General features: G+C 61.5%; 19 protein-coding genes. 12 read left to right on the top strand and 7 right to left on the bottom strand.

Annotated elements, in window-relative coordinates:
- Positions 1-89 precede the first annotated feature (89 nt).
- The gene (locus M0D66_RS00095) at positions 90-1,241 is read right to left on the bottom strand and encodes a porin (RefSeq protein WP_093637254.1); all 1,152 of its coding nucleotides are present in this window, start codon (positions 1,239-1,241) and stop codon (positions 90-92) included.
- A 628-nt stretch (positions 1,242-1,869) separates the two neighbouring features.
- Here M0D66_RS00095 and M0D66_RS00090 point away from each other — a divergent pair.
- Both M0D66_RS00090 and M0D66_RS00085 read left to right on the top strand, forming a co-directional pair.
- Entirely contained in the window at positions 1,870-2,442 is a 573-nt protein-coding gene (locus M0D66_RS00090) for a hypothetical protein (RefSeq protein WP_093637251.1), read from the top strand.
- A 190-nt stretch (positions 2,443-2,632) separates the two neighbouring features.
- A complete protein-coding gene (locus M0D66_RS00085; RefSeq protein WP_211708550.1) occupies positions 2,633-4,591 on the top strand; it encodes a PhoX family phosphatase in 1,959 nt (652 codons plus the stop codon).
- A 30-nt stretch (positions 4,592-4,621) separates the two neighbouring features.
- On the opposite strand, the gene M0D66_RS00080 is transcribed toward M0D66_RS00085, so the two are convergent.
- Positions 4,622-5,056, bottom strand: a complete 435-nt coding sequence (locus M0D66_RS00080; protein WP_200621764.1) for a hypothetical protein — start codon at positions 5,054-5,056, stop codon at positions 4,622-4,624.
- Positions 5,057-5,297: 241 nt separating this feature from the next.
- Here M0D66_RS00080 and M0D66_RS00075 point away from each other — a divergent pair, with 241 nt between their 5' ends.
- The 6 genes from M0D66_RS00075 to ggt all read left to right on the top strand — a co-directional run bounded on the left by M0D66_RS00075 (position 5,298) and on the right by ggt (position 12,257).
- The gene (locus tag M0D66_RS00075; protein WP_200621758.1) at positions 5,298-5,993 is read left to right on the top strand and encodes a CDP-alcohol phosphatidyltransferase family protein; all 696 of its coding nucleotides are present in this window, start codon (positions 5,298-5,300) and stop codon (positions 5,991-5,993) included.
- A complete protein-coding gene (locus M0D66_RS00070) occupies positions 5,990-6,820 on the top strand; it encodes a 2OG-Fe(II) oxygenase (RefSeq protein ID WP_200621759.1) in 831 nt (276 codons plus the stop codon). Before M0D66_RS00075 ends, M0D66_RS00070 begins: the two co-directional genes overlap by 4 nt.
- On the top strand, positions 6,817-7,836 hold the full coding sequence (locus tag M0D66_RS00065; protein ID WP_200652940.1) for a flippase-like domain-containing protein: 1,020 nt from the start codon (positions 6,817-6,819) through the stop codon (positions 7,834-7,836). The genes M0D66_RS00070 and M0D66_RS00065 overlap by 4 nt, the downstream gene beginning before the upstream one ends.
- Before the next feature lie 26 nt (positions 7,837-7,862).
- On the top strand, positions 7,863-8,627 hold the full coding sequence (locus tag M0D66_RS00060; RefSeq protein ID WP_211708551.1) for an NTP transferase domain-containing protein: 765 nt from the start codon (positions 7,863-7,865) through the stop codon (positions 8,625-8,627).
- Between the two features lie 259 nt (positions 8,628-8,886).
- Positions 8,887-10,290 (top strand): MFS transporter, encoded by a 1,404-nt coding sequence (locus M0D66_RS00055; protein WP_200565425.1) that lies wholly within the window; start codon positions 8,887-8,889, stop codon positions 10,288-10,290.
- A 233-nt stretch (positions 10,291-10,523) separates the two neighbouring features.
- Positions 10,524-12,257, top strand: a complete 1,734-nt coding sequence (gene ggt / locus M0D66_RS00050) for a gamma-glutamyltransferase (RefSeq protein ID WP_093637232.1) — start codon at positions 10,524-10,526, stop codon at positions 12,255-12,257.
- A 141-nt stretch (positions 12,258-12,398) separates the two neighbouring features.
- Here the strand turns inward: ggt and M0D66_RS00045 are convergent, their stop codons facing one another.
- A complete protein-coding gene (locus M0D66_RS00045) occupies positions 12,399-13,445 on the bottom strand; it encodes a S1C family serine protease (protein ID WP_093637229.1) in 1,047 nt (348 codons plus the stop codon).
- Positions 13,446-13,562: 117 nt separating this feature from the next.
- On the opposite strand from M0D66_RS00045, the gene M0D66_RS00040 reads away from it, so the two are divergent.
- Positions 13,563-13,952 (top strand): VOC family protein, encoded by a 390-nt coding sequence (locus tag M0D66_RS00040; RefSeq protein ID WP_200621760.1) that lies wholly within the window; start codon positions 13,563-13,565, stop codon positions 13,950-13,952.
- A 193-nt stretch (positions 13,953-14,145) separates the two neighbouring features.
- Entirely contained in the window at positions 14,146-15,072 is a 927-nt protein-coding gene (ppk2, locus tag M0D66_RS00035) for a polyphosphate kinase 2 (protein WP_093637223.1), read from the top strand.
- 103 nt (positions 15,073-15,175) lie between these two features.
- On the opposite strand, the gene M0D66_RS00030 is transcribed toward ppk2, so the two are convergent.
- Positions 15,176-16,762: an inorganic phosphate transporter gene (locus M0D66_RS00030; RefSeq protein ID WP_211708481.1), complete on the bottom strand. Its 1,587-nt coding sequence runs from the start codon at positions 16,760-16,762 to the stop codon at positions 15,176-15,178.
- Between the two features lie 415 nt (positions 16,763-17,177).
- Between M0D66_RS00030 and M0D66_RS00025 the strand changes: the two genes are divergently transcribed.
- Positions 17,178-18,047, top strand: a complete 870-nt coding sequence (locus M0D66_RS00025) for a CHAD domain-containing protein (RefSeq protein WP_093637217.1) — start codon at positions 17,178-17,180, stop codon at positions 18,045-18,047.
- 73 nt (positions 18,048-18,120) lie between these two features.
- On the opposite strand, the gene M0D66_RS00020 is transcribed toward M0D66_RS00025, so the two are convergent.
- On the bottom strand, positions 18,121-19,155 hold the full coding sequence (locus M0D66_RS00020; RefSeq protein WP_093637214.1) for a VTT domain-containing protein: 1,035 nt from the start codon (positions 19,153-19,155) through the stop codon (positions 18,121-18,123).
- Positions 19,156-19,499: 344 nt separating this feature from the next.
- Here M0D66_RS00020 and M0D66_RS00015 point away from each other — a divergent pair, with 344 nt between their 5' ends.
- Positions 19,500-20,405, top strand: a complete 906-nt coding sequence (locus M0D66_RS00015; protein WP_093637211.1) for a DMT family transporter — start codon at positions 19,500-19,502, stop codon at positions 20,403-20,405.
- A 48-nt stretch (positions 20,406-20,453) separates the two neighbouring features.
- On the opposite strand, the gene folE is transcribed toward M0D66_RS00015, so the two are convergent.
- Both folE and M0D66_RS00005 read right to left on the bottom strand, forming a co-directional pair.
- Entirely contained in the window at positions 20,454-21,092 is a 639-nt protein-coding gene (folE, locus tag M0D66_RS00010) for a GTP cyclohydrolase I FolE (protein WP_054040621.1), read from the bottom strand.
- A gap of 124 nt (positions 21,093-21,216) precedes the next feature.
- Positions 21,217-22,146: a LysR family transcriptional regulator gene (locus M0D66_RS00005; protein ID WP_211708482.1), complete on the bottom strand. Its 930-nt coding sequence runs from the start codon at positions 22,144-22,146 to the stop codon at positions 21,217-21,219.
- Between the last annotated feature and the right edge of the window lie 188 nt (positions 22,147-22,334).

Below are 22,334 nucleotides of genomic sequence, written 5' to 3'. Positions count from 1 at the left end.
ATGAAAAAAACCCGCGCGTGATCGTGCCACGTGCGGGTTCAGTTGCAGAGCGGCCTGGTACACCGCTCTGCACGTGCCATTGGAAAAACCTAGAAGCGGTGACGCAGGCCGACGGCCGCCGCAACCTGGTTGCCGGTCGACGACGGCGCCAGCGTGTTGATCGCCGCCACGTTCGCACCGAAGTTGCCGAGTTCGCCCGATGCGTGCTGATACACGCCTTCCACGTACACGTCGGTACGCTTGCTCAGCGAATAGTCGCCTTGCAGCGATACCGTGTGCCACTTCGGATCACCCGAGCCGTTCGAACCTGACATCTTGCCGTCGGTGAACGTGTACGAAGCGGCGAGGCTCAGTGCCGGCGTCAGTGCGTACTTGCCGTTCAACTCGTAGTTGTCCAGATGCAGGTTGGTGCCTGCCACACCCGGCAGCGTTACGCCGCCGACGTCCACGCCCGTGATGCCGTCCAGTTGCGTATGCGTGTACACGAAGCCAGCCGTCGCCGGGCCGTACGTGTAGTTGATGCCCGCACCGAACGTGCGTTGCAGGTTCGCCGCGACAGCCGCGGTGCCGTCGCCTTGCGAGACTGCGCCGCTCAGGTTCGAGCTACCCGAGTTGTTCAGTTGCAGGTAAGCGGCGGCTACGCTCAGCGGACCGTTGTCGTACGAAGCGCCGGCGCTCCATGCGCGGTTGTTCGAGAACTGGCCGGCCGAATTGCTGAAGCCGTACAGGCCGCCGAATTTGAGGCCGGCGTAGTTCGCGCTCGTGTACTTCACGGCGTTCTTGATCGAGAACGAGTTGTCCAGATTGTCGTTATCGAACGGGTGAGCGGCGAGATTGTTGCCGAAGCCCGCGCCCGCTTCGGACAGCGGCGCGAGGTAATCGACCACGGAGTCGTACTGACGGCCGAGCGTCAACGCACCGTATTGATCGCTCTGCAGACCGACGAACGCCTGACGATTGAACATCGTGCCGTTTTCCGAGTCCTGGCCGTTGTTCAGATTGAAGCCGTTTTCCAACGTGAAGATGGCGTGCAGACCGCCGCCAAGGTCTTCGCTGCCGCGCAGGCCGAAGTAGGTGTTCGACACCGAACCGCTGCCTTGTTGCCAATTGCTGTGGCCGCCCTGGTTGTTCGAGTAGACGAGACCGGCGTCCAGCGTGCCGTACAACGTAACGCTGCTTTGTGCGTGAGCGGTGATGGCAAACGCGCCCATGAGGCCTGCTGCGATGAGGGTTTTTTTCATGTTTAGATAACTCCGGGACAGTGCGTAGAGAATCGCATTCCAGTGCTAACAGCCGATTGCGCCGGCTGCCTGACGATCCGCTGCGAAGTGTATGCCTGCTATTTATATCTTTAAGCGTGTATGGCGCAACAATGCATTTTCTAATTCGAAATAGCGGATTGAGAGTTGTGTAAGTGCGGATAAATAAAGAAAAAAATATTTGTGCGCGATGGCGTTGTAATTGTTCGTCAAATTATCGGTGTTGCTCGATCGCGACGCTCCCGCTGTGTCATATTCAGTAAGGATTTGAGCGCGATGTTGCCTGATTTTCGAATCATTCTGATTTCTGCAATGGACTCTTCCAGTTCGTATGCTCTATCCCGGCGAATTACAGTTCTACAATTCGTTTCACCCCCTGACCAGGGGTGTCTTTTTCATCTCTTTATACGCGGCTTTCGGGCCGCGTTTTTTTCGAATGTTTTATTATCGGTTTATAAGTTCCCGCGAATAACGAAATGCACTATTTCGATTGACGAGGAGCGCGCCCTGGCTTGTCCGTTCGTCAGAGGGCCACGTCCTGTGGGTGTGGGGCGGGTAGAATCGCAGGCTTGAGTTGTGTTTCCGCCCCGCGAACGTGAGTAAACCTGTAATGACCAATTCCCCCCTTCCATCGTCCGACACCGCTGCTGACTCCCCGACGGAAGGCGCGTCCGAAATCCACGCAACCTCGCTCGAGCATCTGGAAGAAGCGCTGCCCGAAATCCAGCACGAAGCGCGTCTGTGGCGCGATGACGGCTGGACCGCGCGCGTCATCAAGAACGAAGACGACGAAGGCTGGGCCGTCGCCATGATCAAGGACGGCGAAGCGGAACCGGCGCTCGTCGGCCCGTGGACGATGGGTCGCAACAAGAAAGATCCGAAGCCGCTGGACACGTCGGCATTCAACACGCTGGTGAAAACCGCGTCTGAAGTGTTGCGCCGCCATGAGCAGCAACTGCGCGCCCAGTTGCACAAAGAAGTGCGCGTGGCCAGCGCGGACGGCAATGACGAACTCGACATCACGCTCGACATCGTTCCCGACGAAGACGAGCCGTACGCGCTGCTGACCGCGCTCGATACGTTCGGCGAACAGCTTGCGCAAGTGCAGGTGGCGCCGAACTTCAAGCTGAGCAAGGCGAGTGCTGCGGCGTGGGTCGAAAACGAATTCCGCCGTCCAGGCTAGATCGGCGGCGACAGGTTTCAGCTAACGAATTGCTGAATTTAATATTACTAAAGCCTGTCAATATACTTTCACATTCACTTCATAGAATCCTCGCGTCATAGCGGCGCGAGCGTGAACCATGCGGTTTTGGGTCTGAGTGCGTGCCGGCTGTGCATTCACCCACGCTACCCAAACCCTGGATCACGACAAGATGGCAGAGCCGTTCGACCTTTCCCGCCGCAAGGCCCTGAAACTCCTCGCCGGTGCGCCGATGCTGCCGTTAGGCGGCCTTGCAACGGCATCGATGCTGACCGCGTGCGGCGGCGGAGGCGACGGGCTGGCGGCGACGCCGGTCAAGCCAGTGGCCAACTTCGTCTCCGCGGCATTCAGCGGCATGGCCGCGCCGACGCTGGCGGACCCCGCCGCGATGGCGAAAACGACGGTCGCCTCGACACTCTCGGTGCAACTGAGCGATGGCAGCAGCCGTACCTTCAAGCTCGCGTACCAGCCGTTTTTCGTGACCGGCGACGTGGTGCCGAACATCAAGGGCGGGACGATTCTGGCCGGCGGCTACTTTGATATCAACAATCAGCCGATCGTCGATAAATCGGTGGCGGGCAAAGAGCGCCAGTTCTATTCGGACTGCCCGGACGGCAGTTCGCTGATTCGTCTCGACAAGCCCACGGTGAAGGGCCTTAAGGGCAATGCAGTATTCGCTGTCGTGCAGTTCGAATACGCGACCCGCGATCAGAGTCTGAAGTCGATGTATGGCCAGTTGCCGTCGCCGATCGCCGTGCTCACGCTCGATCAGGACCCGGCCACGGGCAAGCTCACGCTGGTGGGCTACCACAACGTCGATACGTCGAAGGCGCATGGCTTGTGGATCACCTGCGGCGCGAGCCTGTCGCCGTGGAACACGCATCTGTCGAGCGAAGAGTACGAGCCGGACGCCGCGACGATCGCAAGCAACAGTCAGTTCAAGGGCTTCAGCCGAAGCCTTTATGGTGACGAAACCACCGCCAATCCCTATCACTATGGCCATCTGCCGGAAGTGACCGTCAATTCCGACGGCACTGGCACGATCAGGAAGCACTACTGCCTCGGCCGCATCTCGCACGAACTGATTCAGGTGATGCCGGATAAGCGCACCGTATTGATGGGCGACGACGCGACCAACGGTGGCCTCTTCATGTTCATTGCCGATCGCGAGGCCGATCTGTCGGCGGGCACGCTGTATGTCGCAAAGTGGACGCAGGTGTCGTCGAGCGGGGCGGGCGCGGCAACGCTTTCCTGGATCAATCTGGGCCACGCGACCAGCGACGAAATCGAGGCGCTCGCCAACCAGCTGAGCGCGAGCGACATCATGGACGTCGCGACCAAGGACCCGGCCGATTCGACCTACACGAAGATCAACTACAACGGCACCTTCAACTGGGTGCGCGTCAAATCGGGCATGACGAAGGCGGCGACCTTCCTCGAAACCCATCGCTACGCAGCGTTGGCGGGCGGCAGCATGGGCTTCACGAAGCTCGAAGGCACGACGGTCAATATCAAGGACAAGGTGCTGTATTCGGCGATGTCACGCATCGAGAAATCGATGGTGCGCGGTCATGCCGCATCGACCGATGTCGCCATCGACAAGGCGATCAACGCCGGTGCGGTTTACGCGCTGAACATGAAGGGCGGCCAGCGCGACCGTAGCGGCGGCGCGATCAACAGCGACTGGGTGCCGGTGGATATGGCCGCGCCTGTTGCGCTGGTCGGCGAGGATCTGTCGTCCGCCGACGTGCTTGGCAATACGGCGAACCCGGAGCGCATTGCGAATCCGGACAACCTGAAATTCTCGGAGAAACTGCGCACGCTCTTTATCGGCGAAGACAGCGGCATGCACGTCAACAATTTTCTGTGGGCTTACAACGTCGATACGAAAACGCTCGCACGTGTGTTGTCGTGCCCCGCTGGCGCGGAGTCGACAGGCCTGCATGCGGTCGACGAAATCAACGGCTGGACGTACGTGATGAGCAACTTCCAGCATGTCGGCGATTGGGAAAGTCCGTTGCACGACAAGATCCAATCGACACTCGATCCGCTCGTGCGGGCCAACTATAAGGACCGCTTCGGCGCGACGGTGGGGTATCTGACGGCGGACCCGGCGGGGATCAAGTTGTAGGGGGCGAGTGAGGCGGCGCGACCCGCCGCCTCAACTCCGCTTGCAGAAAATCGCCGTCACGAGCGGCGCCACCCGATGCACGATCGCTGTGCTGCCGGCCTCGGTGAGCGCGGCCTGGACCTTGGATTCGCTGCCGAACACCACGACGCCATAGGCGGAGCGGGCCACGGGTTCACCGTCGCCGACGCGAAACATTGGGTCGTCTTTCTCGTAGCCGACCACCGCGAAAACGTGAAAGCCGAATGCGGTCAGGTCGGCGCCCTGCGCCGGCGAAAACGCATTGATCGAGTTGCTTTCGACCCGCATTGGCTTCGGATCGATCAACTGCTGCTGGGCGAGATCGGCAATGAACTGATGACCACTCTCATTGCAGGCGAGCGGTGCGTCGAGAGCGGCAGCATGACTGCTGAGCGGCAGCGCGGCGGCAGCCAGCGCAAGGAGTACGGACGAAAAGAAGCGTTTCATATACGTGAATGGCGGCCCGCGTTCGATGTAGTGAGTTCGCAACGGGTGGCGGCGATGCACCGCACCTCTAAAAGACATTGCGCATCGAACTAATCGGGCGTGACAGGCGCAACTGGATTCGCACTTTAACGTGATTCGGCATATCTTGCCCGGCGTCTGACACGTATCGGCAACAATAAGCGCTTAAGAAAACGTTAAGGAAGGAAGCAAGGTTTTACGATCCCGTATATATTTCCGGGTTATGAATTCGCGACCATCAATTCCAATTAACGTTCCGGCCCCCAGAACATGGGATGCGAGGCTCGCCCGCCGACTAGTCACGCCGCTCGTCAACACGTGGGTCACGCCGAACCATCTGACCACGCTGCGCCTGCTGATCGGGCTTGCCGGCGCGCTCTGTCTCGCCCACGGCGGATTTGCCTGGGCCAATGCGGGCGCCTTTCTGATCGTGCTGTCGAACTTTGTCGACCACACAGATGGCGAACTCGCGCGCATCGGCGGAAAGTCGAGCCGGATCGGTCATTTTTACGATCTGGCGTGCGACGCGCTCGTGACCGTGATGTTGTTCGTCGGCATGGGTGTCGGTTCGGCGCAGGTCGGCTCATTGAAAGTTTCACCCGGCTGGCTGGGTGCCGTGGCGGGCGTTGCGGTCGCGCTGATTTTCTTCCTGCGCATGCGCATCGAGGAGATGGCGGGCAAGGCAGGGACCAAGCAGGCAACGGTCGGCGGTTTCGAAACCGAAGACGTGCTGTACCTGCTGCCCATCGTCACGCTGACAAGCGTCGTCATGCCGTTCGTTGTGGTCGCGTCGATCGGCGCGCCGCTGTTTGCCGTCTGGGTGGTGGTCGATTACTGGCGCGTTGCGCGCCGCGCCGCACGCTCGGCGGCCGCCCCCGTCAAGGCGTCTGAAACCAGTCAAATGTGGGCCAGTGAATGAGTATGCACGCCGAAGACGACGTGATCGCAGCAAATTCAGTTGAACGTTCGCCGGCCTCCTCGTTGGCATCGTCGGCCGTGCCCGCGCCGAATGCCGATCGCGCCGTAGCGAGCCGCACGCGCACGTTCGACATACGCCGTCTCTCAAAGGATTTCACCGATCAGGGCGCGTTCCTGTATCTGGAAGATTTCCTTGCGCCCGAAGTCACCGCCCAGCTCGTGCAGAGCGCGCGCGGTCTCCTCGACGAAGTGAACCGCAACTATCTGCCGGGCCACAAGCAGGGCGGCAGCGTCAGCCGTCATACGATCGATCGTCTCGCGCCGTTCATCGCCGAACTGTATCGCTCGAAGGAGCTGATCGGCTGGCTCGAGCAACTCAGCGGCGACAAGCTGCAAGTGTCGCCTGCGGACGATCCACACGCTTACGCGCTGTACTACTACACGCGGGCCGGCGACCACATCGGCTGGCACTACGATACTTCGTACTATGACGGCCGCCGTTATACGCTGCTGCTCGGTGTGATCGACGAATCGTCATGCCGGCTCGATTACGAATTGCATACGCGCAATCCGGACGTGCCGGATCAACCCGGCTCGGTGCAGATTCCGCCGGGCGGCCTGGTGTTCTTCGACGGCGACAAACTGCGTCATCGCATCACGCCGGCCGGCGCAAACGAAATGCGTGTGTCGCTTACCTTCGAATACGTCACCGACCCGAACATGCGGCCGTGGCGCCGTTTCATCTCGAACATGAAGGACGCGATCGCGTACTTCGGTTTCCGCCAGGTTTTCCGTCAGATGACGAAACGCCGCAAGGACCCCGCATGACACGCGCGGCCCTGATTCTGCTGTCGATCGGAACGGCGCTCTTTGTCGGCCTGCTCGCGTGGCAGGGTTTCGGCTCCGTGGCCTCGGCGCTGGCCGCGGCCGGCTGGGGACTCGTGCTTGTCGCGGCATTTCACCTCGTGCCGCTGGTGCTCGACGCCGGCGCAATCTCGGTGCTGTTCCAGCGTCAGCATGACGGCGTGCATCACAACGCGACGGTGCGCGACGCATTGTTCGCACGCTGGATCGGCGAATCGGTGAATAGCCTGTTGCCGGCCGGCCAGATCGGCGGCCCGGTCGTGATGGTGCGGCAACTGTCCCAGCGCGGCATGCGCATGCGTGACGCGGCCGCAGCCGTTACCGTCAGCACCACGGCACAGGCGGTCGCGCAAATCGTCTTCGCGTTGCTCGGGCTGCTGCTGTTCGGTGCCTACGCCGCGCACGGCGCGCTTCACGATTTGCGAACCGCTACGCTGATTGCCACTGGCGTTCTGGGCGCGATGATCGCGGGCTTCTACTATGCGCAGCGGCACGGCCTGTTCGGTCGATTGCTGGGCGTGGTCTCGAAGCTGTTCGGCAAGCGCGACTGGTCGTCGCTGATGACGCGCGCCGAAGCCGTCGACACTGCCGTGCAGGCCATCTACCGCGAGCGCGGCCGCGTCGCGGCAAGCTTCGCACTGAGTCTGGTGGGCTGGATCGTCGGTACGGTCGAGGTGTGGCTCGCGCTGCGCTTTCTCGGCCATCCGGTCGACTGGGTCGACGCACTGCTGCTCGAAAGTCTCGGCCAGGCAATTCGTGGCGCGGCGTTCATGATCCCGGGCTCGCTCGGTGTGCAGGAAGGCGGCTATCTGTTGCTCGCGCCGCTCGTGGGTTTGCCGCCGGATGCGGCGCTGGCGTTGTCGCTCGCCAAGCGCGCACGTGAAATTCTGCTCGGTTTGCCTGGACTACTGGTGTTGCACTTCAGCGAACGAAGCTGGCAACGGCGGCGCGCCACGGGGCGCGTTCCGGCTGTCGATTAATCTCCGAATTCTTTAAAGGACTGTGCATGCGTGCCATCATCCTCGCAGCGGGCCTCGGCCTGCGTCTCCAGCAACCGCCGCAGGCACAGTTCCCGAAGTGCCTGTTGCAGTTCGACGGCATGAGCCTGCTCGAACGGCATCTGCAAATGCTGGAAACCGCCGGCGTGACCGACGTCGTGCTGGCGCTCGGTTTTCAGCCGGAATCGGTGCAGGCGGAACTGGAGCGGATCAATTGGCCGCATAAGGTGGAAACGGTCCTGAACTCGCGTTACGACCTGGGCAGCGTGTTGACGGTGCACACGGTGGCCGAGGCGCTGACGCGCGGCGGCGACGTGCTGCTGATGGACGCCGACGTGCTCTACGACGAGCGCATTCTGAACGCGCTGGTGAAGGGTGAGACGGTCAACCGCCTGTTGATCGACCGTGACTTCGAAGCTGGTGACGAACCCGTCAAGCTGTGCGTGAAAGACGGCGTGCCGGTCGAGTTGCGCAAGCAGCTAGCCGTCAACCTCGACTACGACACCATCGGCGAATCGGTGGGCTTCTTCCGCTTCCGTCAGGAAACCGCGCAACGTTTTGCGGAGATCGTTGCGGGCTACGTGGATAGCGGCCGGGCCAACATGCCGCACGAAGAAGCGGTGCGCGACCTGCTGCTGGAACGCAGCCAGGTGTTCGACACGGCCGACGTGACCGGCGCGCCGTGGATCGAGATCGACTTCCCGAACGACGTCGCTCGCGCAAGCACCGAGATTCTGCCGCAGCTGCAACCGCTGGTCAGTGCATCGCGCTAAGTCTCGTCAAGTCTCGCTTCTGAATTACCGCTGTATTGCATGGTGAGCCGACTGTATGCCGGCTCACCATCGCGTCGATTTTCTCCCCTTCTGTTTTTCGCAATCAACTCAGCTTCGTTGCGCGCTCAACTATTGGGCGACAGATAGCAATGCGTCGTCTGTGCAAGTACGAAAAGGCTTCACTTAACAACATCTGTTGTCGATGCGATGCCATAATCGCAGCTTTACACCGACGGCCTTGCAACCCGTCGTCATGCCAATGCCTCTCGCTTTAGGCACTTTCATCGTTCCGCTGATCGTCGCATGTGCGATGTTCATGGAAAATGTGGACGGCACGGTCATCGTGACGTCGCTGCCCGTTCTGGCGCGCGATCTCGGCCAGGACCCCATCACCCTCAAGCTCGCCGTGACGGCTTATGTCATCGGCCTCGGCGTCTTCATTCCGATTTGCGGCTGGGTTGCTGACCGCTTCGGTTCCCGCACGGTGTTTCGCACGGCAATCGGCGTCTTCATGGCCGGCTCGCTGATGTGCGCGGCGTCCACGTCACTCGGCACCTTCGTGGTTGCGCGCTTCGTGCAAGGCCTCGGCGGCGCGATGATGGTGCCGGTAGGGCGCATCATCATTTTCCGCTCGGTGCCGAAGTCGGACTTCATTCGCGCGGTCAACTATCTGACGGTGCCCGCGTTGCTCGGGCCGGTAGTTGGGCCGCCGCTGGGTGGCTTCATCACGACCTACCTGCACTGGCGCCTGATCTTCTTCATCAACATTCCAATCGGCCTGCTGGGTATCTGGCTCGCGAACAAGCACATCGCCAACGTGCGTGAAGCGCATCCCGGCCGGCTCGACTGGACTGGCTTCGTGTTGTCGGCGAGCGGGGCATCGCTATTCATGCTGGGGCTCTCGCTGGTAGGCGGCGAACTGGTGTCCAACACGGTATCGGTCAGCATGTGTGTGATCGGCGTGTTGCTGCTGGTGGTGTACGTGCTGTACGCGAACCGCGTCGAATTGCCGGTGCTCGATTTGCGGCTATTGCGCATTCCGAGTTTTCACGCAAGCGTGGTGGGCGGCTCGCTGTTTCGCATCGGCCTCGGGGCAGTGCCGTTTTTGTTGCCGCTCGCCTTGCAGGAAGGTCTGGGCATGACCGCGTTCAAGTCGGGGTCGATCACCTGCGCGTCTGCATTCGGCTCGATCTTCATGAAGGCGGCTGCGTCGCGCATTCTCGAACGGTTCGGTTTTCGCACGGTGCTGATGTTCAATGCAGGTTGCGCGGGACTCGCGATTGCCGTCTACGGTCTGTTCTTTCCCGGTACACCGCATTGGTTGATCTGGTGTGTGGTGCTGTTCGGCGGCTTCTTCCCCTCCTTGCAATTCACCTCGTTGAATACGTTGGCGTATGCGGATATTCCGAGCCGCGACGTTGGCCGTGCGACGAGTGTGGCGAGTGTGATCCAGCAGATCTCGTTGGGGCTCGGCGTGACGATTGCCGGCATCGTGCTGCAAATCTCGCATAACGTGCAGGGTCATTCGACGATCGTGTTCTCCGACTTCTGGCCGGCGTTTCTCGTGGTCGGCTTGTTCTCGTTCCTGTCGATTCCGGTGACCGCGCGCTTGCCGCAAGGCGCCGGCGACGAAATCGCACGCGGCAGCCGCGGTAGCGCCTGAGTGTTCAACCCAGCGTGCGCTGCGCTTCGTGGTGCGGCGCACCGATTGTGTTCGACGCCGATTCGAGCACGGCTACTCGCGGCAATTAGCGTCGTTAGATAGGGTAATTTTTGTGTGCTGCAACATGCACCATATGCGTGCAATAGCTTCGCAATTGACGGACCGGCATGTTATAAGCCCAAGGCAGCTTTTGTTATCGTCAGATGAAGAAGTCGTCTTGGGGGATATAACCAATGAAGTTGTTTCACAACGCCAAGCCGTCCGTTAGCGGACTTGCGCTGGTCGCACTCATCTCCGTTTCGAGCGGTTTTCTCGAAGCTACTCCAGCCTTTGCCAAAGCGCCCGAGAAAGCGCAGCCGGCAGTTCTCACGGCGTCCGCCATTGCAGTGGCCGACAAGTACAGCGCCGACGCTGCGGAACAGATCTTCAAGGAAGGCGGTAACGCTGTCGACGCGGCTGTCGCGATTGCCTTCACGCTTGCCGTGACGTATCCGGAAGCGGGCAATATTGGCGGCGGCGGTTTCATGACGCTGTATGTCGACGGCAAGCCGTACTTCCTCGACTATCGCGAACGCGCGCCGCTGGCTGCGACGAAGAACATGTACCTCGACGACAAGGGCGAGGTCATCAAGGGCATGAGCCTGTTCGGTTATCGCGCGGTGGGCGTGCCGGGCACCGTCGACGGTATGTGGCAAGCGCAGCGCCGCTTCGGCAAGCTCAAATGGAAGCAGGTGCTCGCACCGGCCATTCATTACGCGCGCGATGGCTTCGAAGTCAGCGAGCAGTTGCAGCAACGCCGCGACGACGCAGCGAAAGACTTTGCCGGCAAGACCAACTTCGATACCTACTTCGGCAACCTGAAGCAGGGCGTCAACTTCAAGCAACCGGATCTCGCCGCGGTGCTGCAGCGCATTTCGGATCAGGGCGCGAAAGACTTCTACCAGGGCAAGACGGCTGATCTGATCGCGGCGTCCATGCGCGGTCACGGTCTGATTACGAAGGCCGATCTGCAACAGTACAAGGCGGTGTGGCGTCAGCCGATCCAGGCGGACTGGAACGGCTATCGCGTGATTACCGCGCCGCCCCCGAGCTCGGGCGGTATCGGTCTCGTGCAGTTGCTGAAGATGAAGGCCGACATTGCGCCCGACTTCAAGGACGTGACGCTGAACTCCGCGCAATACGTGCACCTGATCGCTGAGATCGAGAAGCGCGTGTTCGCCGATCGTGCGCAGTATCTCGGCGATCCGGACTTCTACAAGGTGCCGGTCGCGCAACTGACCGACGATGCGTACATCGCCAAACGTGCCGCGGAAGTGAACCCGAATACGCCGTCGGATACGAAGAGCGTGCAGCCGGGTCTGGGCACAACGATGCCGGAAAAAGCGGAAACCACGCACTTCTCGGTGATCGACAAGTGGGGTAATGCGGTGTCGAACACGTACACCATCAACGGCTACTTTGGCTCGGGCGTGGTGGCGGATCGCACAGGCATCGTGCTGAACGACGAGATGGACGACTTCTCCGCGAAGCCGGGTGTCGCGAACATGTTCGGCGTGGTGGGCAGCGACGCGAATTCGATCGAACCGAAGAAGCGCCCGTTGTCGTCGATGAGCCCGACCATTCTGACGAAGGACGGCAAGGTGTCGCTCGTGATCGGCACGCCGGGTGGCTCGCGTATCTTCACGTCGATCTTCCAGGTGATCAACAACATCTACGACTTCAACATGCCGTTGCCGGAAGCCGTGGGCGCGATGCGCTTCCATCACCAGCTGTTGCCGCCGAACACGATTTTCTGGGAGCCGTACAAGCCGATCGACGGCGAGCTCGCCAAGCAGATCGAAGCCAAGGGCTACACGCTGAAGGGGCAGGATTTCAGCGGCGACATCCAGGCGATCAAGGTCAATGGCGATACGCCGGAAGCGGCAGCCGATCCGCGCGGCCGTGGTGTGACGCGGGTGATCCAGTAAGCGGTTGGCTTCAATCGCTTAGGTGCAGTTGAAAGTGCAGTTGAGCGGCGCGTCTTTGCTGATGCGCCGCATGCAGAAAAAAGCCTCGCGCTCAATTGAGTGCGAGGCTTTTTTATTTTCCACCACTGCCAGTCGAGTGAATCAGCTCGTCTGCTCCACCGGCGTCAAGGTCAATTCGAGCCGTTGCGCGCCGCGTAACACGGTCACGTTGACCGGCTTGTCGATACGCGAAACATCGAGCGTGCGTTGCAGGCTATCGACGTCTTGCACCGCAAGCGCATCGATCGCGACGATCGTGTCATCCGTGCGCAGACCGCCGAGCGCGGCCGGGCTGCCTTTGACGATTTCCATGACGTGCACGCCGCTCTCCGAACTCAGGCCGAAATAGCGTTGCACGCGGCGCGATAGTGGCCTCGTGGTGCCGGCCACGCCGATGTACGCGCGCCGCACGCGGCCGTGCGCGAAGATCTGCATGATGACCCACTTGGCTGTGTCGATCGCGGTGGCGAAGCAGATCGCCTGCGCGCCGGGAATGATTGCGGTGTTCACGCCAATCACCTGACCGGCAGAATTGATCAGCGGGCCGCCCGAATTGCCGGGATTGAGCGCGGCGTCTGTCTGAATCACGTCGTAGATCATGCGGCCCGAATTCGAGCGCAGCGAGCGGCCGAGCGCCGAGACGACGCCGGTCGTCACGGTTTGCGCGAGGCCGAGCGGATTGCCGACCGCGATCGCGATCTGGCCGACGCGCAGTTTCGACGATTCGCCGAGTTCGACGTGCGGCAAAGGCTCCGGCGAGCCGATGCGCAGCACGGCCAGATCGCTGCCGGGGTCGTCGCCGACCAGATCGGCGTCGAATTTCGCGCCGTCGGCGAGCGTCACGGTGATGTGCGTGGCGCCGTGCACGACGTGGCTGTTGGTGAGCAGATAGCCGTCCGGCGTGAACAGAAAACCCGAACCGGTGCCGCCGCGTGCGCCGCGGCTATCGCGCCCGGACGGCGCGCCGGGCAGCCGGCGTTCAACGGAAATGAAGGCGACCGCCTGCTGAACGCGTTCCAGCGCGCCGATCACGGTGCGGGAATAGGCGTCGAGCAGGGCGTCGTCGGATAAAGCGGTGAGTGGATCGGACCCGGGGGCGTCGGATGCGGCGCGCGACAGGTCATCGATGAAGCGTGGACGGCTTCCCATGGCGATGCTCCGGATAAACGGGAATCCAGATGCGGGGCGGCGGGCGGGTTTTTCAAGTGCGGACACACGCCATGCGAACCTGTCTGGCGCTACCATGCCAACAAGGAGATAGCCGCCATGAACTCGCCCGCAGCGTCGACAGAGTCACTCGAACCGCGCATCGAATCCCTCAGCGCCATCACGCTCGCCACCGGCAATATGCCCCGCGCGGTGCTGTTTTACGAAGCGCTCGGTTTTCCGATCAAATTCGGTGGTGCGCAGGAAGCGTTTACCTCGTTTGCATTCGGCGGTTCGTATCTGAACCTGATCGTCGATACGCGCGCGCCGGTCAACTGGTGGGGCCGCGTGATCATTTATGTCTCGGATGTCGACGCGCTCTACCGGAAGGCGCTGGCAGCGGGTTTAAAGCCGTCGCTCGAACCGTCCGACGCGCCGTGGGGCGAGCGTTATTTCCACATCACCGATCCCGACGGCCACGAACTCAGCTTCGCGAAACCGTTGCGTTAGCGCCGGGCGGCCGCGCTAAACTCGCTATCATGGCTGAGCTATAAGGCGCGCAAACCGTCGGCGAGCACCCGTTACCCCAAGGCGCGGCGGCCGCGCTGGTAACACGGTTGACACTTCGCGCTTCGATAATCGAACCCGTTCGCGACGCGTATGCGCCGCGCGCCTAACCATTTCCGTTGCCAGGAGAGTCGCAATGAAAGAGCTGGATCCGAGACCCGAGGCCGAAGTCATGGCAGAACGGCAACGCCGTTTCGAGGAGGACCTCATCGATGCCTACGACGAGGAACTCGAAATGGAGGTCGACGACCGTATCATCGATGGCGCGGACGGCTTCACGCCCGAGCATCGCGAGGCGCGCAAGGTGTACTTCCGCGAGCTGTTCCGTTTGCAGGGCGAGCTTGTCAAGTTGCAGGACTGGATCGTGCAGACCGGCCATCGGCTGGTGGTGATTTTCGAAGGGCGCGACGCGGCGGGCAAGGGCGGCGCGATCAAACGCATCACGCAGCGGCTCAATCCGCGCGTGTGCCGCGTGGCGGCGTTGCCGGCGCCGAACAACCGTGAACGCACGCAATGGTATTTCCAGCGTTACGTGTCGCATCTGCCGGCGGGTGGCGAAATGGTGCTGTTCGACCGCAGCTGGTACAACCGCGCGGGCGTCGAGCGCGTGATGAATTTTTGCAGCGACGACGAGTACGAAGAGTTTTTCCGCTCGGTGCCGGAATTCGAAAAGATGCTGGCGCGAAGCGGCGTGCAGATTCTCAAATACTGGTTTTCGATTACGGACGAAGAACAGGAAATCCGCTTCCAGAACCGCATCCACGACCCGCTGAAGCAGTGGAAGCTGAGTCCGATGGATCTGGAAAGCCGGCGCCGCTGGGAAGCCTATACGCAGGCGAAGGAAGTCATGCTGCAGCGCTCGAATATTCCCGAGGCGCCGTGGTGGGTCGTGCAGGCGGTCGACAAGAAGCGCGCGCGCCTGAACTGCATTCACCATCTGCTGAGCCAGGTGCCGTACCACGAGATCGAGCACCCGCTCATCGAATTGCCGGCGCGGGTCTATCACGACGAATACAGCCGCCAGCCGGTGCCGTCGTCGATCATCGTGCCTGAAATTTATTGATCGATCTTCGGCTCGATTGAATGAAAAAAGCGCGGCAAATGCCGCGCTTTTTTTAACTTCGCTGGCGCCGGACTTGCGCCCGGCACCAGCGATTTCAGCAGTTTCAGAACACCATCCGGAACAGCCAGTACAAGGCGCCCGCCAGCGCGATCGAGACCGGCAGCGTCAGCACCCACGCGAGGATCAGGCTGCGCACGGTGCCCCATTGCAAGCCGGAACCGTTGGCCGCCATGGTGCCGGCCACGCCTGACGACAGCACGTGTGTCGTCGAGACCGGCAAGCCGTACATGTCTGCCGCGCCAATCGTCAGCATCGCCACCAACTCAGCCGAAGCGCCCTGTCCATAGGTCAGATGCTGCTTGCCGATCTTCTCGCCAACGGTGACAACGATCCGCTTCCAGCCGACCATCGTGCCGAGACCCAGCGCAATGGCCACCGCGACCTTCACCCACGTCGGAATGAACTTGGTGGCGTGATCGGTCTGCGTCTTGAAGTTGTCAATAGCTTTGGCGTCTGCCGCCGAGAAAGCCGGCTGCTTGCTTTTCTCCATCAGACGAATGGCTTCGGACGCGACATACATGTTGTTGCGCACGTTATCGACGATGTTTTGCGGCACGGTTGCTATCGATCCCGACTCGCCGACCTGCTGGCCGATCAGGTCGGTCAGTTGCTGCAAGGCCGGCACCGTGGCGGGCGTCAACTGACGCGTGCGCACATAGGCTTCGACATCGCCACGCGGATCGGCGGACGGCGCCACGCCTTGAGTGTATTTGGCGAGCGTGGCCGAGGCCTGGTGCGCGACCGCGAGATATGTCTGCGTTTCTGCCGGTGTGACGGCCTTGTTCAGTGCGTACGCCGTCGGCACCGTGCCGATCAGGATCAGCATGATGAGGCCCATGCCTTTTTGCCCGTCGTTCGAACCGTGCGCGAACGAAACGCCTGTGCAGGTCAGAATCAGCAAGCTGCGAATCCAGAACGGGGGCGGTTCCTTGCCTTTAGGCTCGGCATACAACGCCGGAACCCGCACCACCGCCTTCAGGATCAGCAGCAGCAAGCCGGCCGCGAGAAAGCCGACCAGCGGTGAAAACAGCAGCGACTTGCCGACGCCGAGCGCCTGATTCCAGTCCACGCCACTCGTGCCGTTGGCGCCGTGCATCAGCTGATTCATCAAGCCAACGCCGATGATCGAGCCGATCAGCGTATGCGAGCTCGACGACGGTAGTCCGAAATACCACGTGCCCAGATTCCAGATGATCGCCGCGATCAGCAGCGCGAAGACCATCGCAAAGCCCGCGCTGCTGCCCACTTGCAGAATCAGTTCGACGGGCAGCAACTGCAGGATGCCGAATGCCACTGCGCCCGATGAAGTCAGTACACCGAGGAAATTCCATCCGCCGGACCAGACCACCGCAATGTTCGGCGCGAGCGAATGCGTGTAAATCACGGTAGCGACCGCATTGGCCGTGTCATGAAAGCCGTTGACGAATTCGAAGCCGAGCGCGATCAGAAGCGCGAATCCGAGCAGGAGATAGGGCAGGAACGAGGCTTCGCGAACCGGTTCTAGATCGGTTGCCAGATGCACGGCGCAATAAGCAGCGCCGATCGCAATCACGACGAGGAAAACGATGAGGCTGAGATGACGCCCTTTTCCAGTTGCGGCGCCCGATTGCGGGTACGAAAGTTCCGGCATGGCATGAGCCCTAAAGTTTGTCGCGGAACTGCCGATCCTGCGGTGCCTACATGTCGTAATGATGACAATGGCGTGACCGTTATGCGGGACGGGCGTTCGCGCAGAGGTATATACAGATTGGCGCTACAGGAACGGCTGCCGTCTTTGCGGCGCGGTAGGACGATAAGCGGTCCGAAAAGAACTATGCGCGAAGTGCGCATCGGCGGCGGAACGGATTGTCCGGTTCAACTGCCGCCAGGGTCGCAAATGAATTCGCGCGACCTAAGTGTTCGCTACAAATGCGATGGATTGCAGTCAATGCAACGCGCATTTGCCTTGCGGACATCCTCGTGCAGTTTAGGCGACGCGTCGCCGGATATCCACCAGGACCTTTTTTTGCTAGGCTGACATCAAAGGGCCATCTGAAGGACATTCGATGAAGCGGGCGAGCCGGAAAATCGATAAACAGGCTGCGGACAGCAAGCCGGCCGGCGTGGAACCCTCAGCAGAGGCAGCCTTTGCGTCGTACGCGGCGCCCCTCGTCGACGACGCAATCGAACTCGCCAACGCGGTGCGCGAAGACGCGTCGCCGGAAGCGCTGCACAAACTGCGTGTGTCGCTGCGGCGGTTGCGCTCGTTGTGGTGGGCGTTCGAACCCTTGCTGGACAAAGGCGAAAATACGCGTCAACGGGCCCTGTATAAGTATCTAGCCACTGCCGCCGGCAAGACGCGGGATTGGGACATTCTGATCGAGCTGATTGCGCAGGAGGAGCGCGTTGCGCATGAGATGACGCCCACGCTCCAGGCAGCGCGCGGCGGCGCGTTGGAGACGAGCCGCGAAACGCTTTCAAACGCGGACGTCAAACATTTGCTGCAAGACGCCTTGACCAGCGCCAATAAGGAATTGAACACCGCCCGTGAGCGTGTGCCGCTGCAAAAATTTGCCGACAAGCGCGTGACCGCTTCTGAACGTTCGCTTAAGAAACGTATAAAACGTGCGTCTCGAGCGAAGCGCTCCAACTACACCGCATTTCACGACGTCAGAAAGGCGGGCAAGAAAGTGCGCTATCTGCTCGAGTTTTTCGAGCCGGTTCTGAGCGGCAGCCACAAACGCACCCTGAAGCGGTTAAAGCAGATCCAGAAGCGTTTCGGCACGCTGAACGATATCGTCGCAAGCGAAATGTTGCTACGCGACAATACGGACTTGCTTGCTGGGTCCGGCGACACCGATGCAGCGCTTGACTGGCTGAAGAAGGAGCGCAAACGGAGGATGCGCTCGGCGGCAGGACTGTTGCGCAAACTGTGATGCGGCTTGAAGGGCGGTCGCACGCAAGCCGTTTTCTCAGGAGGGGTGATCACTCAGGACTTGCCCCGGTGCTTTAGCCGCGTCGTGGGGCAAACCCGCGCAGCGTTACCGCGCCGCGAACTTCACCGTAGGGCTCCTGCTTGCTTTTGCGGGTGGTCTCATCCGTTTGCGGAAGAGGTTCGACGGGAAACCCGCGCCTTTGCCAGGCGTCGAGGCCGCCCCTCAGTGCACGGATCCGCGTGTAGCCGTTCAGGCGCATCCGTTGCGTGATCTCCATGGCGGTCGCGCTGTCCGGGCAAATGCAATAAATCACCATGTCATAGACGAGCAGCGCGCCGTCGATCTGCTCAGGCGAGTGCGGGTCGAGCACCAGCACACCCGGGATGGCGCGCGGCGCTTCACCAGTTGAGGCGGGTGGGCGGGCATCCAGGACCTTGGGTGGCGTGATGCGCCGCCATCCAGCGAGTGTCGCTTGCGAAGCAGCCGCGGAGGCCGCGTCCGCGAGACGGCGTCGTTCGCGGCGTCGCTGCTGCAGGCGGTACACCAGATAGGCCAACGCTGCGGCCAGCAGGATGTCGAGTACCGTGCCGCCACGTGCTTTGACGAACGCGAGCAGCATATGCAATTGTCTTTCCGCCGCGGCGCCGCCGAGTAGCCAGAAGGTGGCCCACACCAGGGCGCCGACGAGGTCCCATAAAGCGTAGATGCGGCTGTCCACCGCGGTCGTGCCCATGAGCGGCGGCGTGATGAGTCCTAGTCCGGGGACGAACTTCGAGATCGACACGAGCCCTACGCCGAAGCGCTCGAATAGCGAGCGGGCCTTGTCGACCCTGGAATCGATCGCCGGGGAGATCCGGCCGAGGGCGGCGATCAGTTTGCGGCCGTAGATGCGGCCTGCGGTGAACCACGCACCGTCGCCGATGAGCGCGCCAAGCACGGCGGCAAACAGGATCGGCCAGAAAGACAGCGTGCCGGCGGCAATCGCCGAGCCCGCGAAGAGCAGCACGGGGACCGCGGGGATCGGCAGGCCGAGCCGAGTCAACAGGACGTTCACAAAAACGAACACGCCGCCCCAGGTTGACACCGCCGACGACGGAAACTCTACCAATTGCGGAACTCCTGTTGTGACGGTTGGGCCGCGCTGCGGCGGGAGCGTGTTTTGCCGGGTTGCAAAGTGCGTTCCTGAGAGCGTTTATCTATGCGCGCGTTCGGTTCGTGTCCAGGGTGGGATTCTATTTCGATCAGGATACTCGATGAGCCTGCGGGCAGCGCCGGGCTGTCCTGCCTGAGCGTAAGCCGGATTCGCGCAGGTGTTTCGTGCAGACAGATTCCTGTTCGATCTGATGGCGCTCCTTGTCTCTTTGGCGGGTGCCTTCTCTGCAATTTCGTTCAAGACTGCACGTGTCCGTCGCCGCTAACGTGTCTGCTCGTTCAACGGAACAGGACAGTAGCATGAGCTCACGGTACGTCGGATACCTGTTTTGCGCGCTGGCGATGATCGGCGTCGGCAGCACGGTGGTCGTTAGCAAATCGATCGCAAGCGGACTGCCGCCGTTCAGCGCGACCGCACTGCGCTTTGCCATCGCGTTTCCCCTATTTGTGCTGGTGATGCGCTGGCGTGGCGTACGCTGGCCACGTCTCGATCGACACGATACGTTGCTCGTGATCGCCCAGGCGGGGGCGGGCAGCGTCGGTTATACGGTGTTGCTCATCAGTGGCATGAAGCTCGCCTCGGCCGCCGATGCCGGCGTGATTGCCGGCACCCTGCCGGCTGTGTCGGCCGTGGTCGCCATGCTCGCGCTGGGTGAGCGCCCCGCGCCCGCGTTGATCGGTGCGATTGGCCTCGCCACCCTGGGCGTGCTGGTGTGCACCGTGCGTATCGACGATTTCACCACGCCGCATGCCGCCAGTTCGCTGACAGGTAACGCGCTTGTGTTCGCGGCGATCGTGTGCGAGGCGCTCTTTATCCTGCTCAATCGCAAGTTGCACACGCCGGTCGCGCCGCTGCCGCTATCGGCGTTGATGTGCGGCATCGGCTTCGCGGTGGCGCTCGTGCCGGCATGTTTCGAAAGGCCCTGGAGTATGCCGTTCAATGCGAGCGCCCTGAACGGTGTGCTGTACTACGCGCTCGTGCCGACCGTGGCTGGCTTTGTGCTCTGGTATGCGGGGGCGGCGCGCATCAGCGGCGCGGAAGCTGGGCTCATGACCGCGCTCGTGCCGGTGAGCGCGGTGGCGTTGGCTGCTGTCGTGTTGCGGGAGCCTGTGAGTGCGGCGCAGCTTGCGGGCGTTGCATGCGTGCTTGGCGCGGTGTTGCTGGCCACCTTCGGCCAGATGCGTACCGCACACAGCACGGCGTGAGGCGGCAGCTAATGCCGCAGCCTGATTCGCGGTGCGACCGAAGTGCTGTCAGGTATTGGCGACCGCCACCACGCCCGGATTGCCCACGATCGACAAAAACTCGCGACGCGTCGACGGATCGGTACGGAACGTACCCAGCATGCGCGAGGTGACCATTGTGACGCCGGCCTTGTGCACGCCGCGGGTGGACATGCACTGATGGGCGGCTTCGAGAATCACGCCGACGCCTGCCGGTTGCAGCACTTCGTTCAACGTATCGGCGATCTGCACTGTCATCTTTTCCTGGATCTGCAGGCGCTTGGCGAATGCATCGACGAGGCGCGCCAGCTTCGAAATACCGACCACCCGATGCTCGGGCAGATAGGCAACGTGTGCGCGCCCAATGATCGGCACCATGTGGTGTTCGCAATAGCTTTCGAAGCGGATATCTTTCAGCACGATCATTTCGTCGTAGCCGTCCACTTCGGAAAAGGTGCGGGCGAGGATCTCACGCGGATCGATCTGATAACCCGCGTAGAACTCCTCATAAGAGCGCACGACGCGAGATGGCGTATCGATCAGGCCTTCGCGCTCGGGATTGTCGCCGGCCCAACGCAGCAGCACGCGTACTGCTGCTTCAGCTTCTTCACGGCTGGGGCGGTCTACTGCGGCCGCGGGTTTGGTTTTCTTCGCTTTGCTGCTGGCCATCCGTCGCTCCTCTGGGATTGCGCGTCGACGCTAAACGGAGCGCGCGGGTTCAATGAGTGCGGCCATTGTTCCATGTTTTAGGCCGCATCGTGTCGATGCCCCCTCTCGCGGTCGGGGCGTGTGATTACTTTGGCCACTCGTCCATGTCGTCGTTGAAGAGTTCGGCGACGATACCGCGCAGCCAGCTCGCCCGCGGATCGTTATGAAACTTGCGATGCCAGTGCTGCCGCAGATCGAAGCGCGGCAACGGCAGCGGCGGCTCGACCAGCGTGATCGACGCATGCTGCGACACGTACGCGAAGCCGATGGCGTGCGGCACCGTGGCGAGCAGATCGGTGCGCGCGAGGATGAACGGCAGACTCATGAAGTGCGGTGTTTCGAGGACGGCGCGGCGCTTGATGCGCTTCTTTTCCAGGTAATGTTCGAGGACTTCCTGACTGCGTCCTTCGGCGCGCACGACGGCGTGGCCCGACGCCACGTACTGAGCCAGTGTGAGGGGCGCCTTCGCAAGGGGATGCCCTGTGCGCATCAGGCAGATGAACCGATGGGTGAAGAGCCGTTGCTGGAAGAAGTTATTGCCCGACAGATCGGGGAAATAGCCGACGGCGAGATCGACGTCGCCCGATTCGAGTCCACGTTCCACATGCGAGGGCGAGAGCGACACCGAGCGCAGATTCGCATGCGGCGCGCGTTCGGCGAAGAGTTGCAGCAGCCGCGGCAGGAAGACGATTTCGCCGACGTCGGAGAGTGCGAGGGAGAAGGTATGAGTGCTGGTGGCCGGATCGAAGTCCTGCACGTCGAGCATGCCTTTTTCGATGCGCAGGAGCGCATCGCGGGCGGCGGGGAGGATGGCGAGCGCGCGGGGTGTGGGTTCCATGCCCTTTGAAGTCCGCACGAAGAGCGGATCGTCGAAGTATTCCCGCAGGCGGCCTAACGCGGTGCTGACGCGGGGTTGGCTGACGCCGAGTTGCTCCGCTGCGCGGCTGACGTTGCGGGTGTCTTCCATTGCTACCAGGTAGGGGATTAGGTTTAGGTCCAGGGTTGTGTCGGACATGCTGGTTTTTTTGCCTGCGGCGCTTTGGGGGGGTATTTCGGAGGTGGATAGAGGGTAGTTTAATAATCTGGATTTTGGATAGTGGTTTTTTTGCCTGTTCGGCGTTTGTTGTCAGTGATCTTGGCGGTTTGGTCTTTCCTTGTTCTGGCTTTGGTGCCTTTCCTTGAATTGTTAGTGGTCTATTAGCG

The organism is Paraburkholderia sp. SECH2 (genome assembly GCF_030464795.1).
In the GTDB taxonomy this organism is placed as follows: domain Bacteria; phylum Pseudomonadota; class Gammaproteobacteria; order Burkholderiales; family Burkholderiaceae; genus Paraburkholderia; species Paraburkholderia aspalathi.
This window is presented reverse-complemented; position numbering and strand designations above follow the sequence as displayed.

Excerpts from the sequence above, each read along its gene's own strand:
- M0D66_RS00095 (WP_093637254.1), bottom strand. The coding sequence starts at position 1,241 with ATGAAAAAAACCCTCATCGCAGCAGGCCTCATGGGCGCGTTTGCCATC.
- M0D66_RS00090 (WP_093637251.1), top strand. The coding sequence starts at position 1,870 with ATGACCAATTCCCCCCTTCCATCGTCCGACACCGCTGCTGACTCCCCG.
- M0D66_RS00085 (WP_211708550.1), top strand. The coding sequence starts at position 2,633 with ATGGCAGAGCCGTTCGACCTTTCCCGCCGCAAGGCCCTGAAACTCCTC.
- M0D66_RS00080 (WP_200621764.1), bottom strand. The coding sequence starts at position 5,056 with ATGAAACGCTTCTTTTCGTCCGTACTCCTTGCGCTGGCTGCCGCCGCG.
- M0D66_RS00075 (WP_200621758.1), top strand. The coding sequence starts at position 5,298 with ATGAATTCGCGACCATCAATTCCAATTAACGTTCCGGCCCCCAGAACA.
- M0D66_RS00070 (WP_200621759.1), top strand. The coding sequence starts at position 5,990 with ATGAGTATGCACGCCGAAGACGACGTGATCGCAGCAAATTCAGTTGAA.
- M0D66_RS00065 (WP_200652940.1), top strand. The coding sequence starts at position 6,817 with ATGACACGCGCGGCCCTGATTCTGCTGTCGATCGGAACGGCGCTCTTT.
- M0D66_RS00060 (WP_211708551.1), top strand. The coding sequence starts at position 7,863 with ATGCGTGCCATCATCCTCGCAGCGGGCCTCGGCCTGCGTCTCCAGCAA.
- M0D66_RS00055 (WP_200565425.1), top strand. The coding sequence starts at position 8,887 with ATGCCTCTCGCTTTAGGCACTTTCATCGTTCCGCTGATCGTCGCATGT.
- ggt (WP_093637232.1), top strand. The coding sequence starts at position 10,524 with ATGAAGTTGTTTCACAACGCCAAGCCGTCCGTTAGCGGACTTGCGCTG.
- M0D66_RS00045 (WP_093637229.1), bottom strand. The coding sequence starts at position 13,445 with ATGGGAAGCCGTCCACGCTTCATCGATGACCTGTCGCGCGCCGCATCC.
- M0D66_RS00040 (WP_200621760.1), top strand. The coding sequence starts at position 13,563 with ATGAACTCGCCCGCAGCGTCGACAGAGTCACTCGAACCGCGCATCGAA.
- ppk2 (WP_093637223.1), top strand. The coding sequence starts at position 14,146 with ATGAAAGAGCTGGATCCGAGACCCGAGGCCGAAGTCATGGCAGAACGG.
- M0D66_RS00030 (WP_211708481.1), bottom strand. The coding sequence starts at position 16,762 with ATGCCGGAACTTTCGTACCCGCAATCGGGCGCCGCAACTGGAAAAGGG.
- M0D66_RS00025 (WP_093637217.1), top strand. The coding sequence starts at position 17,178 with ATGAAGCGGGCGAGCCGGAAAATCGATAAACAGGCTGCGGACAGCAAG.
- M0D66_RS00015 (WP_093637211.1), top strand. The coding sequence starts at position 19,500 with ATGAGCTCACGGTACGTCGGATACCTGTTTTGCGCGCTGGCGATGATC.
- folE (WP_054040621.1), bottom strand. The coding sequence starts at position 21,092 with ATGGCCAGCAGCAAAGCGAAGAAAACCAAACCCGCGGCCGCAGTAGAC.
- M0D66_RS00005 (WP_211708482.1), bottom strand. The coding sequence starts at position 22,146 with ATGTCCGACACAACCCTGGACCTAAACCTAATCCCCTACCTGGTAGCA.